The sequence below is a fragment of the Mycobacterium aquaticum genome (assembly GCF_002086485.1).
Classification (GTDB): Bacteria; Actinomycetota; Actinomycetes; order Mycobacteriales; family Mycobacteriaceae; genus Mycobacterium; species Mycobacterium aquaticum.
Map to the genome: position 1 here is coordinate 1 of NZ_MVHF01000028.1, position 14,779 is coordinate 14,779.

15 protein-coding genes and 1 pseudogene are annotated in these 14,779 nt (G+C 65.9%); 1 reads left to right on the forward strand and 15 read right to left on the reverse strand.

Going from position 1 to position 14,779, the window contains the following annotated elements; all coding sequences use genetic code 11:
• Positions 1–305: 305 nt before the first annotated feature.
• The gene (gene murA / locus BST13_RS23705) at positions 306–1,559 is read right to left on the reverse strand and encodes a UDP-N-acetylglucosamine 1-carboxyvinyltransferase (protein ID WP_029374106.1); all 1,254 of its coding nucleotides are present in this window, start codon (positions 1,557–1,559) and stop codon (positions 306–308) included.
• 87 nt (positions 1,560–1,646) lie between these two features.
• Here murA and BST13_RS23710 point away from each other — a divergent pair, with 87 nt between their 5' ends.
• Complete coding sequence (locus BST13_RS23710) at positions 1,647–2,219, forward strand: cob(I)yrinic acid a,c-diamide adenosyltransferase (protein ID WP_083166454.1); 573 nt, start codon at positions 1,647–1,649, stop codon at positions 2,217–2,219.
• On the opposite strand, the gene BST13_RS23715 is transcribed toward BST13_RS23710, so the two are convergent.
• From BST13_RS23715 to prfA, 14 genes and pseudogenes are all read right to left on the reverse strand, one after another.
• On the reverse strand, positions 2,213–2,659 hold the full coding sequence (locus BST13_RS23715) for a DUF2550 domain-containing protein (RefSeq protein ID WP_064946988.1): 447 nt from the start codon (positions 2,657–2,659) through the stop codon (positions 2,213–2,215). The genes BST13_RS23710 and BST13_RS23715 overlap by 7 nt on opposite strands.
• 7 nt (positions 2,660–2,666) lie before the next feature.
• The gene (locus BST13_RS23720) at positions 2,667–3,032 is read right to left on the reverse strand and encodes a F0F1 ATP synthase subunit epsilon (RefSeq protein ID WP_083166455.1); all 366 of its coding nucleotides are present in this window, start codon (positions 3,030–3,032) and stop codon (positions 2,667–2,669) included.
• A gap of 33 nt (positions 3,033–3,065) precedes the next feature.
• On the reverse strand, positions 3,066–4,496 hold the full coding sequence (gene atpD / locus BST13_RS23725; protein WP_083166456.1) for a F0F1 ATP synthase subunit beta: 1,431 nt from the start codon (positions 4,494–4,496) through the stop codon (positions 3,066–3,068).
• A gap of 36 nt (positions 4,497–4,532) precedes the next feature.
• A complete protein-coding gene (locus tag BST13_RS23730; protein ID WP_083166457.1) occupies positions 4,533–5,459 on the reverse strand; it encodes a F0F1 ATP synthase subunit gamma in 927 nt (308 codons plus the stop codon).
• A 7-nt stretch (positions 5,460–5,466) separates the two neighbouring features.
• Positions 5,467–7,116 (reverse strand): F0F1 ATP synthase subunit alpha, encoded by a 1,650-nt coding sequence (gene atpA, locus BST13_RS23735; protein WP_083166458.1) that lies wholly within the window; start codon positions 7,114–7,116, stop codon positions 5,467–5,469.
• 82 nt (positions 7,117–7,198) lie between these two features.
• Positions 7,199–8,536, reverse strand: coding sequence for a F0F1 ATP synthase subunit B/delta (locus BST13_RS23740; RefSeq protein WP_083166459.1), 1,338 nt, complete (start codon positions 8,534–8,536; stop codon positions 7,199–7,201).
• A complete protein-coding gene (locus BST13_RS23745; protein WP_083166460.1) occupies positions 8,537–9,052 on the reverse strand; it encodes a F0F1 ATP synthase subunit B in 516 nt (171 codons plus the stop codon).
• Positions 9,053–9,061: 9 nt separating this feature from the next.
• Positions 9,062–9,313 (reverse strand): F0F1 ATP synthase subunit C, encoded by a 252-nt coding sequence (locus BST13_RS23750; protein ID WP_018599073.1) that lies wholly within the window; start codon positions 9,311–9,313, stop codon positions 9,062–9,064.
• A 61-nt stretch (positions 9,314–9,374) separates the two neighbouring features.
• Positions 9,375–10,127: a F0F1 ATP synthase subunit A gene (atpB, locus tag BST13_RS23755; protein ID WP_083166461.1), complete on the reverse strand. Its 753-nt coding sequence runs from the start codon at positions 10,125–10,127 to the stop codon at positions 9,375–9,377.
• Between the two features lie 11 nt (positions 10,128–10,138).
• Complete coding sequence (locus BST13_RS23760; protein ID WP_029374096.1) at positions 10,139–10,594, reverse strand: ATP synthase subunit I; 456 nt, start codon at positions 10,592–10,594, stop codon at positions 10,139–10,141.
• A 224-nt stretch (positions 10,595–10,818) separates the two neighbouring features.
• A complete protein-coding gene (locus tag BST13_RS23765; RefSeq protein ID WP_083166462.1) occupies positions 10,819–12,063 on the reverse strand; it encodes a glycosyltransferase family 4 protein in 1,245 nt (414 codons plus the stop codon).
• Between the two features lie 7 nt (positions 12,064–12,070).
• Complete coding sequence (locus tag BST13_RS23770) at positions 12,071–12,733, reverse strand: L-threonylcarbamoyladenylate synthase (RefSeq protein ID WP_083166463.1); 663 nt, start codon at positions 12,731–12,733, stop codon at positions 12,071–12,073.
• Between the two features lie 15 nt (positions 12,734–12,748).
• Entirely contained in the window at positions 12,749–13,630 is an 882-nt protein-coding gene (prmC, locus tag BST13_RS23775; protein ID WP_083166464.1) for a peptide chain release factor N(5)-glutamine methyltransferase, read from the reverse strand.
• Positions 13,627–14,700 (reverse strand): annotated as a pseudogene (gene prfA / locus BST13_RS23780) (peptide chain release factor 1). Before prfA ends, prmC begins: the two are co-directional and overlap by 4 nt.
• Positions 14,701–14,779 lie beyond the last annotated feature (79 nt).

The following is a 14,779-nucleotide window of genomic DNA, read 5'->3' on the forward strand; positions in this document are numbered from 1 at the left end:
CAAAAAGACACCAACAAACTGGCATCCAAAAAAACAAAAGGTCACACCCTAAACGGGAAAAAGAATGCAACCAAAAACAACAAACAAAAACCACCAAACACACTATTGAGTTCTCAAACAACACACCAGATTGTTTCGAGTTAGCCCCTTTAGGGCAACCCTGCCAGCTTAAACCATCTTCGTCAGAGAGTCAAGCGGCTTTTTGTCTCCCCGCTGCCGGGGCAACTCGACTAGATTAGAACCATCCGCCACGGGAGTCAAATGCCCTGGTCAGAGGGGTTTCGGCCCAACCGCGGCCGTCTGGCCTAGCTTACCCGCTCGATCTCAGCCCCAAGGCTGATCAGGTTCTCGACGAACAGCGGGTAGCCGCGATCGATGTGAAAAACGTCGTGGACCTCGGTATCTCCGTCCGCGACCAGGCCTGCGAGGACCAGGCCGGCGCCGGCACGGATGTCCGACGACCACACGGGCGCGCTCGACAGCTGCGGGATTCCACGGACTACCGCATGGTGTCCGTCGGTCCGGGCATCTGCCCCGAGCCGGATCATCTCCTCGACGAAACGAAACCGCGCCTCGAAGACGTTCTCGGTGATCATCGAGGTGCCATCTGCGATCGAGGCCAGCCCGATGGCCATCGGCTGCAGGTCCGTCGGGAATCCCGGGAACGGCAGCGTCGCGACATTCACGGCCTTGGGCCGCTCGTACTGGACCACCCGGAAACCGTCGTCGTTCTGGGTGACGGTCGCTCCCGCGTCGTGCAATTTGTGCAGCACCAGCTGCAGGTGCTGCGGGTCGACACCGGTGACGGATATGTCGCCGCGCGTCATCGCTGCTGCAATCCCCCAGGTGGCCGCGACGATACGGTCCCCGATCACGCGGTGTTCCGTGGGGTACAGCCGATCGACGCCCGTGATGGTCAACGTCGACGTACCCGCCCCGCTGACCTGGGCACCCATCTGGTTGAGCATCGCGCAGATGTCGACGATGTCCGGTTCGCGCGCCACGTTGTGGATCGTGGTGACGCCCTCGGCGAGAACCGCTGCCATGAGAATGTTCTCGGTCGCCCCCACCGAGGGAAACTCCAACTGAATCTCGGCGCCGCGCAGATGATCTGCCTCTGCCACCACGCAGCCGTGTTCGATGCTGCATCGCGCACCGAGCTGCCGCAGTCCCGACTGATGCATGTCGAGTGGCCGCGAACCGATGGCGTCACCGCCGGGCAACGCGACGCGGGCCTTCTTGCACCGGCCTACCAACGGGCCAAGGACACAGACCGAAGCCCGGAACTGTCTGACCGCGGCGAAGTCTGCGTCGTACTTGAGTTCATCGGGAGACGTGATCCGAACCGTCCCGCCGTTCAACTCGACAGTGGCGCCCAGGCCACGCAACACCTCCGCCATCAACGGCACATCCAGGATGTCCGGGCAGTTGGTGATGGTGCTGGTGCCCTCCGCCAGCAGCGCGGCTGCCATCAACTTCAGCACGCTGTTCTTCGCTCCGCTGACAGCAACTTCGCCCGACAACCGGTTTCCGCCGGTCACCACGAATCGCTCGCTCACGCGGGTTAGTTTAAGCGGCGACCGAGTGAGATTCAGAAAGCTCTCTCAGAATGCCGAGGTGGATGTTGCGCCCGGTACGGTTCCCACATGGCTGTTCACCTCACCCGCATCTACACCCGCACCGGTGACGACGGCACCACCGGACTCAGCGATTTCAGCCGGGTCGCGAAGAACGACGCGCGGCTGATCGCGTACGCGGATTGTGACGAAGCCAACGCCGCCATCGGCGTTGCGATCGCCATGGGCGAACCGGGAGACAAAGTTCTGGCGGTTCTGCGGCAGATCCAGAACGATCTGTTCGACGCCGGCGCCGACCTGTCCACCCCGGTGGCTGAGAACCCGAAGTATCCGCCGCTGCGGATCACGCAGGATTACATCGACCGGCTGGAACGCTGGTGCGATGAGTTCAATGAGCCACTGCCCGCACTGAGTTCGTTCATCCTGCCGGGCGGTACGCCGCTCTCGGCATTGCTGCATGTGGCGCGGACGGTGGCAAGGCGGGCGGAACGATCGGCATGGACGGCGGTGGCGGAGCACGGTGACGGAGTGAGCATCCTGCCGGCGAAGTACCTCAACCGACTGTCCGACCTGCTGTTCATCTTGTCCCGAGTCGCCAACCCGGACGGCGATGTGCTGTGGAAACCGGGCCAGGGTCAGTAACTGCGCCGACGCGCGCGGGGCGACGGCCGTGACTCCAGCCACGACGTGAAGGCGGTCAGAGCTCCCCGATCGAGAGCGATCTCGTAGCCCTGGCGGCGTTCGGGACTGGTGTCACGGAGCTCGAGCACAACAATCTCGGAAGTCATGATGTCGAACTCGTCGCCGCGCGGGGTACGTCGCGACACCACCTCAAGACCGCGCCGGCTCAGCCGTCGATCAGGCCACCACCGCATACTCGACAACCGGTAGAAGCCGGCTTCGCCGCCGCGGTACCGCATGACGCCGTGTCGCCAGCCGTGGCCGCCGACCGCGGGATAATCCCGCAAAATAGCAGCTGTCCCACCGACCTGGCGCAATTTCCAGAGTCGGTAGGACAGCGCAGTTACTGCCAGTAGCAGCACACAGACCAGCGCGACCATGCCGATCATGGACGCGCTCATCGGCATATCAGTCGATCTGGCCTAGGGCGCGCAGCCGCGCCCGGCCCCATGCCGCAGTTGCCTCATCGTCGGATTCCGAATCCCGCTTGGCCGCTTCGGCATCGATCTCGGATTCCAGCTGAGCATTTTCGACCAGGACCCGGACGGCCTCTTCTGTCACCGACAGGAAGCCACCGTCAACAGCGATCCGCAGGTCGTCCTCACCCTCGCGTTCGACGCGCACCATGGCGTCGTCGACGAGTTGGGCGACCAACGGGATGTGCCGTGGCAGGATGCCGATCTCGCCCGCGGTGGTGCGGGTGAACACGAACGTCGCGTCACCCGACCACAGCTCGCGCTCCACGGCGACGATCTCGACGTGCAATTCCGCCACGTCACACCACCTTTCGAGGGGAAGAGGCGCTCATCACAGCTTGGCGCCGAGGCTCTCGGCCTTCTTCGCCAGGTCGTCGAGACCACCGATGAGGAAGAACGCCTGCTCGGGCAGGTGGTCGAACTCGCCCTTGGCCAGCTTGTCGAAGGCCTCGATGGTCTCCTTGAGCGGCACGGTCGAGCCCGGCTGGCCGGTGAACTGCTCGGCGGCCATCATGTTCTGGCTCAGGAAGCGCTCGATCTTACGGGCGCGGTACACCAGGACCTTGTCCTCTTCCGACAGCTCGTCGATACCGAGGATGGCGATGATGTCCTGAAGGTCCTTGTAGCGCTGCAGGATCCGGATGACTTCCTGGGCGACGCGGTAGTGCTCGTCGCCGACGACGCTGGGGTGCAGGATCGTCGAGGACGAAGCCAGCGGGTCCACCGCCGGGAAGATGCCCTTGGAGAACACCGCACGAGAAAGCTCGGTGGTGGCGTCCAGGTGGGCGAACGTGGTAGCCGGCGCCGGGTCGGTGTAGTCGTCGGCGGGCACGTACACGGCCTGCATCGAGGTGATGGAGCGACCACGGGTAGAGGTGATGCGCTCCTGCAGCTCACCCATCTCGTCGGCCAGCGTCGGCTGGTAACCCACGGCCGACGGCATACGACCCAGCAGGGTCGAGACCTCGGAACCGGCCTGGGTGAACCGGAAGATGTTGTCGATGAACAGCAGCACGTCCTGGCCCTGTTCGTCGCGGAAGAACTCGGCCATGGTCAGGGCCGACAGGGCGACGCGCATACGGGTGCCTGGCGGCTCGTCCATCTGACCGAACACCAGCGCGGTGTCCTTGAGCACGTTGGCGTCCGCGAGCTCGACCCACAGGTCGTTGCCCTCACGGGTGCGCTCACCGACGCCGGCGAACACCGAGGTACCACCGAAGTTGCGGGCGATACGGTTGATCATCTCCTGGATCAGAACCGTCTTGCCCACGCCGGCACCACCGAACAGGGCGATCTTGCCACCGCGCACGTACGGGGTCAGCAGGTCGACGACCTTCAGACCGGTCTCCAGCATCTCGGTGCGGGGCTCCAGGTCGGCGAAGGCCGGCGGCTTGCGGTGGATGGACCAGTGCTCGAAGTCCTTGCCGTAACCCGGGTCGTCGAGGCAATCGCCGAGGGCGTTGAACACGTGGCCCTTGACGCCGTCACCGACGGGCACCGAGATGGAGGCCCCGGTGTCCGACACCTCGGTGCCGCGCACCAGGCCGTCGGTGGGCTGCATGGAGATGCAGCGCACCAGGTTGTCGCCGAGGTGCTGAGCGACCTCGAGCGTCAGGGTCTTCGCCAGCGCGCCGAAGCTGATGTCGGCGTGCAGCGCATTGAACAGTTCAGGAACGGCGCCACGTGGAAACTCGACGTCCACCACCGGGCCGGTGATACGGACAACGCGACCCGCGGTCTTGGTGTCTACGGCTGCAGTCATTTCTTCTCTTCGCTTCTCTAGCTCTCGACGGGGGCTCTACTTGCTGGCGTCAGCCAGCGCGTTGGCGCCGCCGACGATTTCGCTGATTTCCTGGGTGATCTGAGCCTGACGCTCGCGGTTGGCCGCCAGCGTGAGCGCCTTGATCAGATCGTCGGCGTTGTCCGTGGCCGACTTCATGGCACGGCGGCGAGACGCCGACTCCGAGGCCGCGGCCTCGAGCAGCGCCGCGTACACGCGGGTCGCGATGTACCGCGGCAGCAGCGCGTCGAACAGCGTCTCGGCGTTGGGTTCGAACGAATACAGCGTGTGCGGACCGGTTTCCGGCTCGCCTACGTATTCGACCACCATCGGCGCGATCCGCAGTGCCACCGCGGTCTGCGACAGCATCGACCGGAACTCGGTTGACACGATGTGCAGTTCGTCGACGCCCAGGATGCCGTCGGCACCCGGCTCGTCACCGTCGTCGTCGGCTCCGGCCATGAACGCCGCCACCAGGGTGTCGGCGATCTCCTTGGCGTCCTCGTAGGTCGGCCGCTCAGAGAAGCCGGTCCACGACTCGATCACGGTACGTTGCCGGAAGCTGTAGTAGCCCAAGGCTTTCCGACCGACTACGTAGAGCACCGGGTTCTTGCCCTCGTCCCGCAGGAGCGAGAACAGCTCTTCGGCGCGCCGCAGCACGTTGGCGTTGTACCCGCCGCAGAGGCCACGGTCCGAGGACACCACCAGCACGCCGGCGCGCTTGCGATCGGGCCGCTCCACGAGCAGCGGATGATCCAGCGCGCTGGCACCGGCGAGTTCGGTGAGCATGTTGGTGATCTCCGTGGCGTAGGGCCGGGCCGCGTCGACCCGGGCCTGCGCCTTGGCGATCCGCGACGTGGCGATCAGCTCCTGGGCCTTCGTGATCTTCTTGATCGACGAGGCGGAGCGGATACGACCGCGTAGCTCGCGAAGTGTGGCTGCCATTGATTACCTAGTTCTTCTTCGGAGCCGGCTTGCGGACCTTGACGGATTCCTTCTCCAGGTCCTCGGGATCAAGCGCATCGGCGTCTGCTTCGGAGACGACCACCGAGCTGCCGTCGGACGCGGCGAAGCCCTTCTTGAAGTCGTTGATGACCGAAACGAGCTTCTCCTCGGCTTCCTCGGAGAGCTTCTTGGACTCCTTGATGCCAGTGAGGATGTCGGAGTGGCTGGCCTTCACGTGCTCGAGGAACTCGGTCTCGAAGCGTGAAACATCCTCGGCGGGAACCGAATCCAGGTGGCCCTGGGTACCGAGGAAGATCGCGACGACCTGGTCCTCGACTGCCATCGGGCTGTACTGCGCCTGCTTGAGCAGTTCCACCAGGCGGACACCACGGTCCAGCTGAGCCTTGGACGCGGCGTCCAGGTCAGAGGCGAAGGCCGCGAAGGCCTCCAGCTCGCGGTATTGCGACAGATCCAGCCGCAGCGAGCCTGCAACCTCTTTCATCGCCTTGATCTGCGCGGCGCCACCGACGCGGGACACCGACACACCGACGTTGACGGCCGGTCGCACGCCCTGGTTGAACAGGTCGGACTCCAGGAAGCACTGGCCGTCGGTGATGGAGATGACGTTGGTCGGGATGTAGGCCGAGATGTCGTTGGCCTTGGTCTCGATGATCGGCAGGCCCGTCATCGAACCGCCGCCGAGTTCGTCGGACAGCTTCGCGCAACGCTCCAGCAGACGGGAGTGCAGGTAGAAGACGTCACCGGGGTAAGCCTCACGGCCCGGCGGGCGGCGCAGCAGCAGGGAGATGGCGCGGTAGGCCTCGGCCTGCTTGGTGAGGTCGTCGAAGACGATCAGCACATGCTTGCCGTCATACATCCAGTGCTGGCCGATGGCCGAACCGGTGTAGGGCGCAAGCCATTTGAAGCCGGCGGAGTCGGAGGCCGGGGCCGCGACGATGGTGGTGTACTCCATCGCGCCACCCTCTTCCAGCGCGCGCTTCACGCTCGCGATGGTGGTGCCCTTCTGGCCGACGGCGACGTACACGCAGCGCACCTGCTGCTTGGGGTCACCGGTCTCCCAGGCTTCACGCTGGTTGAGGATGGTGTCGACGCAGACCGCGGTCTTGCCGGTCTTGCGGTCGCCGATGATCAGCTGGCGCTGGCCACGGCCGATCGGCGTCATGGCGTCGATGGCCTTGATACCGGTCTGCAGCGGCTCGCCGACGCCCTGACGCTGAACCACCGAGGGCGCCTGCAGCTCGAGGGCGCGGCGGGTCTCGGCGGCGATGTCGCCCTGGCCGTCGATCGGCTGACCCAGCGGGTTGATGACGCGGCCGAGGAAGGCGTCGCCGACCGGAACCGACAGCACCTCCCCGGTGCGCTTGACCTGCTGGCCTTCTTCGATCTTTTCGAACTCACCCAGGATGACGGCACCAACGCTGTGCTCGTCGAGGTTGAGCGCGACGCCGAGGACGCCGCCGGGGAACTCGAGGAGTTCCTGGGTCATCACCGAGGGCAGGCCCTCGACGTGGGCGATGCCGTCGCCGGCATCGATGACGGTGCCGATCTCTTCACGCTCGGTGTCGGCGGAAAACGAGGATACGTAGTCCTCGATGGCACCTTCGATATCAGCAGCCGAGATTGTCAACTCTGCCATGGTTTTTCGTCTTCCTACCTAGTTCCTGGGGTCGTTCGTGTCGTTCGTGGCGAGGCGTGTCGCTTCCTCGCGCAAGCGCTCGTCAGTCCGGCAAGCCGGTTGCGGCCGCAGCCAGTCGTGACGAGATGGTGCCGTCGATGACCTCGTCGCCGACGGTGATGGAGAGCCCACCGAGGAGATCCGGGTCGACATGCAGCTGAACGGAGACCGGGTGCCCGTAGATCCGGGTGAGCACTTCGGTCAGGCGGTTGCGCTGCGTGTCGCTGAGTTCGGCGGCGGCCGTGACGTGCGCGACCACCTCGCCGCGCCGGGCGACGGCAAGCTCCGCGAGGTCGATGACGGCCTCGTCGGCGCGCTCGCCACGGAGCAGGCCCACGGTCTGGGCCAGCAGAGCCGCCGCGGTGCTGTTCACACCGGCGTTGCCCGTGATCACCTTGTTGAGCAGGGCGATCCGGCCGTCTGCCGGGGTGGTGTAGTCACTCAGCAGAGTGGACAGACGCGGCTGGGCATCCAGGACGCGGCCGAACCGGAACAGCTGGTCCTCGACCTCGTCAACCTCACCGGCGACCTCGGCACGTTTGAGCAGGGCCAGGCGCGCGGCGTGCTCGATGCCGTCGACCAGGTTGCCTTCCGTCGACCAGCGCTGCGACACAGCGGTCCGCACCAGGTCCAGTGTCGTCGTGCCCACCTTGCCCGACAGCAGCGTGTCGACCAGACGCACCTTCGACGCAGGATCGTCGGTGGGTTCGGCGAGGTGCCGGTTGAGCACCGGCTCCGACAGCAGCAGCTTGGCCACGGCGGCCAGCTCGTCGGCCAGAGTGGTGAGCGCGGCGGCGTCGAGACCACCGGCGACCGCGTCGAACTTTTTGACCAGGGTGGCCAATGACTCACGGCTGGCGGCCCGCAGTGTGGAGGTCGCGGCGGTGTCGATCACCGCGCTCGACGGAGCCATCTGGTCCAGCTGGTCCAGGAAGCGATCAACCGTGGCAGACTGCGCGGCAGGGTCGGCGACGTGCGCCCGGACCAGTGCGTCGGCCTTGGCCACGGACTCCTCGCCCAGACCGTTGCGCAGCCCGCGGATGAGCTGCTGGCGCATCAGCTGAATCTGTTGTGCGCCTTGAGCTTTGATGCGCTCTGCCTCCGCGCCTGCCTGCTCGGCGAGCTGCGCGGTGATCCGCTGGGAATCGTGGCGGGCCTCGTCGGTGACCTTGCCCGACTCGGCCTTGGCATCCGCGAGCGCCTTGGCGTGCATGGCGTCGGCGTCGGCGAGCTTCTTGGCCGCCTCGGCGCTCTCCGCGAGCGCGGTGCGTATTGCTTCCTGCTGCTTGGCCATCAGCGCCTTCACCGGCGGTACCACGAACCGCCAGATGATGTAAGCGATGACCGCGAAGCCGATCAGCTGTCCGATGAAGATTTCCATCTACTGCGTCCCACCTGGTTTCACGTCGACGCCGAGGATGCGACTGGCCAACGTGGCCGACAGGCCGTCTACCGACGACTCGAGGTCGGACCGCGCGGCAGCACCCTGCGCAGACAGTTGCTGGTCTGCGTCGCGAACGGTTGCGGCTACCTCACCGCTGGCTTCGGCACGCTTCTGGTCGACAACCGAGCGGCCGGCCGCGCGAGCTTCGTCCCGAATGGCCGAAGCCTCGGTACGAGCTCCCGCCATCGCGGCGTCGTAGTCGGCCTGTGCGGCCGCAACCTGCTCGGCCGACTTGCGGTTGTCCGCAGCAGTCTTGGCCAGCATCGCTTCCCGCTCCGCCAGGACCTTACTGATCGGCGGCACCACCCATTTCCCGATCACGGCAAGCACGATCAAGAAGATGAGCAGCACGACGAAGAAGGTGCCGTTGGGGATCAGGAAGTTGCTCTGACCCCCGCCGCCTTCTTCAGCCGCCTGGCTGGACGCCAGGATCGTTGCGCTCAGTTGTTCCATCACGCTGGATTACGAAGCGCCCGGGGTCGCAAACACGAACAACGCCATGAATGCCAGGTTGATGAAGTACGCGGCCTCGACCAGACCGACGGTGATGAAGAACGGGGTGAACAGGCGGCCCTGTGCCTCCGGCTGGCGCGCGATACCGGAGATCAGCGCGTTACCGGCGATACCGTCACCGATACCGGCACCGATAGCGCCACCGGCCATGATCAGACCGCCGCCGATGAGGGCACCGGCAACGATGGTGGGGTCGGTCATTCCTTATTCCTCCTTGGTAACTGGCAGCGATGCCACCAGGGTCTGTTGTGGTACTGGCAGGTCAGTGCTCGTCGTGGTCCAGTTCCATGGACTGGCTGAAGTACAGAATGGTCAGCAGGGCGAAGATGAAGGCCTGGATCAGACCGACGAACAGGTCGAAGGTCTTCCAGATGGCGTTCGGCGCCCACTGGATGTACCAGGGGAACATGGCGATCAGCGCGACCAGGATGCCGCCGGCGAACATGTTGCCGAAAAGTCGGAGGGACAGCGAGACGGGCTTGGCGATCTCTTCGACGATGTTGATCGGCGCCAGCACCGCGACGTGGCCCTTGACCAGCTTCTTCAGGTGCCCGAACGGACCGCGCCGCCAGATGCCCGCCGCGTGGTAGCAGAGGAAGACGAACAGGGCCAGGGCCAGCACGTAGTTGATGTCGGAGGCCGGCGGGGCCAGCAGTTCGGACGCCGCGCCGTCAGACCCGCCGAACTGCACGGGCAGCACCGACAGCCAGTTGGACACCAGGATGAACACGAAGATGGTGACCGCGAGCGGCAGGACGAACGGTGCGATCTTCATGCCGATCGCGCTCTCGATCTGCTGACGCATCTGGATGGTGATGGCCTCGAAGAACAGCTGCACACCACCGGGAACCCCGGTGGAGGTGACCTTGGCCTTCAGGAAGAACGCCAGCGCGATGACGATGACGGCGGCGACCGCGGTTGCGGTGATCGTGTCGATGTTGAACGTCATCCCCAGCCATTGCACTTCTTCGTGGTGGCCGACGTGGATCGCTGCGGCAGAAACAGTCTCGGTCATCTGATGTCAGCTCAACCCTTCGAATCCGTGCCAGAGGTATCGACGGCGTCCAGGCCGTCGGTGCGGATCTTCTTGAGCACCGGGAAGCTGGTGGACATCACCAGCAGTGCCTGGAAGATCGCCAACCCGAACAGCACCGCGATGCCGCCCGAGTTCTTGAAGAAGAAGGCGATCGCGAGCGCGATCGCGGTGATGATCAGCAGCCGCGTGGCGGAGTTGACCGCCATCTTCTTCTTGAGGGGGTGCTCCTCCGCGGTGATCGACTCCACCGCGTGCCGCACCAGCAACGCATTGATCAGGCCGAGGCCGAGGCCGACGCCGAAGAACAGGCCGAAGAAAACGTGTCCGGTGAACGCAGCGGCCGCGACGGCAACGCCGGTCAGTGCCACGCAGACGATCAGGAGCCGCAGCGGCCGAAATGCCACCGACGGGAACACCAACGGCGCATCTTGCGCTGGTGTCGTCACTGCTTCACCCCAATCCCTGTACAGCTTTTACCTGACAAAGTCCTGAATGTGCCCGACGAGCGTATCGAAGGGCGACGGGCGCGCTGGAATCACCCAAGGGGTAGCTCCCTTTGTCGGTCGTTATTCGGCGCCGATCGGCTTTTCGGGACCGATGGGCCGGGCCGGCAACCCGTGAGGTTTTTCGGGTTCTGCCAGCACCGTACCACATGGTAGAAGGCCTACTACTATTCGTCGTAATGATCGTCGAGCTGCGGTTCCCGCGCATCGGGACCGCGGCGCAACAGCGGGATCAGAGTCACCACGATCGCGACCAGAATGGCCGCCGCCATCACCGCGCCGGTGTAGCGCGGGTCGACGAAAATCGTGCTGGCCGCGCCGAAGGCGACGATGCCCACCCATAGGTAGATGAGTAGCACCACACGCCGGTGCGAATGCCCGATCTGCAATAACCGATGGTGCAGATGCATCTTGTCGGGACTGAAGGGGCTGCGCCCGGCGCGGGTGCGGCGCACGATGGCCAGCAACATGTCCAGCGCGGGCACAGACATCACTGCGATGACCAACAGGAACGGCGACATCAGAGCGAACACGTCGCGCGCACCGTAGGCGTTCTGAGAGATCGGGCCCGCTGCGGTGGTCGAGGCAGCGCCCAGCATGAGCCCGATCAACATCGACCCCGAGTCGCCCATGAAGATCTTGGCGCGGTGGAAATTGTGCGGCAGAAAGCCCAGGCAGGCGCCGGCCAGCACCACCGAGATCACCGCGGGCGGGTAGAACAGCACGTCGCCACCGTGGTCACGCAGCAGTCCGACCGAGAAGACGCAGATGGCGAGCGCGGTGATCAAGCCGAGCCCGGCTGCCAGGCCGTCGAGCCCGTCGACGAAGTTCATCGCGTTGACGATCGAGACGGTCAACGCCAACGTGAGCAGGATCGACGACACCTGATCGAGCACTATCGTGCCCACTCCCCCGATCGGGATGTACAGCACGCTCCACGCCACGCCCATCGTGACCAGCACGCTGGCGGCGGTGATCTGGCCTGCGAACTTCGTCAGCGCGTCCAGACCCCACCGGTCGTCGATCAGCCCGATCGCCATGATCAGGCCGCCGGCCACGACGACGGCCGGCATACCCGTCGAATAGACGAATCCCCGGGTCAACGCCGGCAACTGGGACGCCAACAGCACGGCCGCGGCCACTCCGACGTACATGGCGAGCCCGCCCATCCGGGGCGTCGGCTGGACGTGCACGTCACGTTCCCGCGGGTAGGCGACGGCGCCGAGGCGGATGGCCATCACCCGGACCCAGCCGGTGGCGAAGTAGGTGATGATGGCGGCAGTCAGGCCGACCAACGCGAGCTCACGCAGCGGCACGCCGGCGCCTTGGTCGGACAACGCGAGCAGGCCGGTCGGGATCGCGGCATCGATCTGCCCCGCAGCCGTGATCACCGGTGCACCGTACGTCAGCAAGCTGAGATCACTCCGTGAGTGTCGGGGCCAGTGTCGTGGCTTCCACTCCGAGAACCCTGGCGATGTCGTCGGCGCTGATCGGACCCTCGCGCAGGATGCGCGGCTGTGCACCGGTCAGATCGACGATGGTGGACGCGGCCTGCCGTTCGGCGGGCCCGCCATCGAGATAGACCTCGACCAGGTCGCCGAGTTGCTCGCGCGCGTCGGTGGCGGTGACCGCGGCGGGCCGCCCGGAAATGTTGGCGCTGGACACCGCCATCGGCCCGACCTCACGCAGCAGTTCGATGGCCACGGGGTGAAGCGGCATCCGCAGCATCACGCTGCCGTTGGCGTCGCCGAGGTCCCACTGCAGCGACGGCGCCTGGCGCACCACCAGGCTCAGCGCGCCCGGCCAGAACGCCCGGATCAGCTCGCGCGCGGCATCGGGCACCGAGAAGACCAGGCCATCGATCGTGGTCCAGGATCCGACGAGGACACCGACCGGCATATCGCGGCCACGCCCCTTGGCCGCGAGCAGACTGCCGACCGCGTCGCGGTCGAAGGCGTCCGCGCCGATGCCGTAGACGGTGTCGGTCGGCATCACCACGAGCCGACCGCCCTTGAGCGCGCTGATCGCCGACGCGATGCCCGTCGCGCGCTGATCGGGGTCACTGCAGTCGAACGTTGTCATCTCGGCTCCATGAACTCAGCTTCTCCCAACGCGGATGGCTGTGACAAAGCGGGGTCGTCCGGCCAGGTCGCGGTGCGGCAAGACCGACGTGAAACTGCCGTCGTCGGTGAACATCGCGACGGTCTGGCCCGAGGTGGTGTCGTCATGCTCGACCGCGCAGCCCGCGCCGTCGCGTAGCCACCGCGCGGCAAGCCTGACGATGGGACCGATCACCTCCATGCCGTCGACGCCGCCGAACAATGCGTGCGCCGGATCGTGGTCGGCCACCTCGGGATCCAGTTCGGCTCCGGCCGGGATGTACGGAGGGTTGGCAACCAGCAGATCGACCCGGCCGTCGAGCTCCGGCAACAAACCCGGCGTCGTGACATCGGCGGCCAGGACCTCGACCTGCGTGCCCGCCGCGTTGCGTCGGGTGTATTGGAGAGCTGCCTCCGAGTCGTCGATGGCCAGCACCCGCGCGTCCGGGCAGTACGCCGCGAGCGCCAACGCCAGCGCGCCCGAACCCGTACAGAGGTCGACGATCACCGGAGGTTCTGAAAACTGTTGTGCCTCAACGAATTTCATTGCCCATTCCAGCAGCGATTCGGTCTCGGGCCGGGGGATGAACACCCCGGGGCCGACGGCCAGCGTCAGTGGACCGAATGCGGCGGTACCCACCAGATGCTGCAGCGGTACCCGCTGCGCGCGCGCCGCGATCAATGCGTCGAACGCCGGTTGAAAGTTCTCGCCGGGATCGTCGATGAACATCAGGCGGCCGCGGTCGGCGCCCGCGACGTGGGCGGCCAGCAGTTCTGCATCGGTGCGCGCCGAGTCGATGCCAGCCGCGGCCAGGGTTTCGGCGGCCGCTTGGATGGCCTGCCGCAGGTCGGTCGTGCCTTCCCTGGCGGGCCGGGTCATGCCTGTTGCAGCCTCGACTGCTTGTCAGCGGCGGCCAGCGCGTCGAACAGCGGGTCCAGTTCGCCGTCGAGCACCTGGTCCAGGTTGTGTGCCTTGAAGTTGATCCGGTGATCGGCGATGCGGTTCTCGGGGAAGTTGTAGGTGCGGACGCGCTCACTGCGGTCCACAGTCCGGATCTGGCTGGCGCGGTCCGCCGAGGCGTCGGCGTCGGCCTGTTCCTCGGCCAGCGCCTGCAGCCGCGCGGCAAGCACCTGCATGGCGCGGGCCTTGTTCTGCAGCTGCGAACGCTCGTTCTGGCAGGTCACCACGATGCCGGTGGGCAGATGCGTGATGCGGACCGCCGAGTCGGTGGTGTTGACGCCCTGGCCGCCCTTGCCCGACGAGCGGTACACGTCGATGCGCAGATCCGATTCGTCGATCTGGACCTGCTCGACCTCTTCGGGCTCCGGGTACACGAGGACGCCGGCAGCCGAGGTGTGCACCCGGCCCTGTGACTCGGTGACCGGGACGCGCTGCACGCGGTGCACGCCGCCCTCGAACTTCAGCCGGGCCCACACGCCGTCGGCCGAATCACCCTTGCTGCGGATGGACAGCGTGGCGTCCTTGTATCCGCCCAGGTCGGACGTGGTTTCGCCGAGCATCGTCACGGTCCAGCCGTGACGTTCGGCGTAGCGGATGTACATGCGGGCGAGGTCGGCGGCGAACAGTGCCGACTCCTCGCCGCCCTCCCCCGACTTGACCTCGAGCACGATGTCGTCGGCATCGTGCGGATCACGCGGGGCCAGCAGATCGGTCAGCTGGGTGTCGAGTTCGGCGACGCGCGCCGTGAGTTCGTCGACCTCGGCGGCGAAGCTGGCGTCGTCGGCCGCGAGTTAGCGCGCGGCCTCGAGGTCGCCGCGGGCGGCCTCCAGCTTGCGGTACGTGGCCACGACCGGTGAGATCTGCGCGAACCGGCGTCCGACCTTGCGGGCAGCCGACGCGTCGGCGTGCAGGTTGGGATCGGCCAGTTGGAGTTCGAGGTCGGCGTGCTCGGCGAGGATCACCTCGACAGCCGAAGCGTTATCTGTCACGTCAACCTCCTCCTGAATGCCTGCTCAAACGAGAACGACGCCCGGATCTGACGCGAATGCGACAGATCGGGCGTCGTCG

Coding starts and splice junctions, on each gene's coding strand:
- BST13_RS23710 (WP_083166454.1), top strand. CDS start 1,647: ATGGCTGTTCACCTCACCCGCATCTACACCCGCACCGGTGACGACGGC.
- BST13_RS23715 (WP_064946988.1), bottom strand. CDS start 2,659: ATGAGCGCGTCCATGATCGGCATGGTCGCGCTGGTCTGTGTGCTGCTA.
- atpD (WP_083166456.1), bottom strand. CDS start 4,496: ATGACTGCAGCCGTAGACACCAAGACCGCGGGTCGCGTTGTCCGTATC.
- BST13_RS23730 (WP_083166457.1), bottom strand. CDS start 5,459: ATGGCAGCCACACTTCGCGAGCTACGCGGTCGTATCCGCTCCGCCTCG.
- atpA (WP_083166458.1), bottom strand. CDS start 7,116: ATGGCAGAGTTGACAATCTCGGCTGCTGATATCGAAGGTGCCATCGAG.
- BST13_RS23740 (WP_083166459.1), bottom strand. CDS start 8,536: ATGGAAATCTTCATCGGACAGCTGATCGGCTTCGCGGTCATCGCTTAC.
- BST13_RS23745 (WP_083166460.1), bottom strand. CDS start 9,052: ATGGAACAACTGAGCGCAACGATCCTGGCGTCCAGCCAGGCGGCTGAA.
- BST13_RS23750 (WP_018599073.1), bottom strand. CDS start 9,313: ATGACCGACCCCACCATCGTTGCCGGTGCCCTCATCGGCGGCGGTCTG.
- atpB (WP_083166461.1), bottom strand. CDS start 10,127: ATGACCGAGACTGTTTCTGCCGCAGCGATCCACGTCGGCCACCACGAA.
- BST13_RS23770 (WP_083166463.1), bottom strand. CDS start 12,733: ATGACAACGTTCGACTGCAGTGACCCCGATCAGCGCGCGACGGGCATC.
- prmC (WP_083166464.1), bottom strand. CDS start 13,630: ATGACCCGGCCCGCCAGGGAAGGCACGACCGACCTGCGGCAGGCCATC.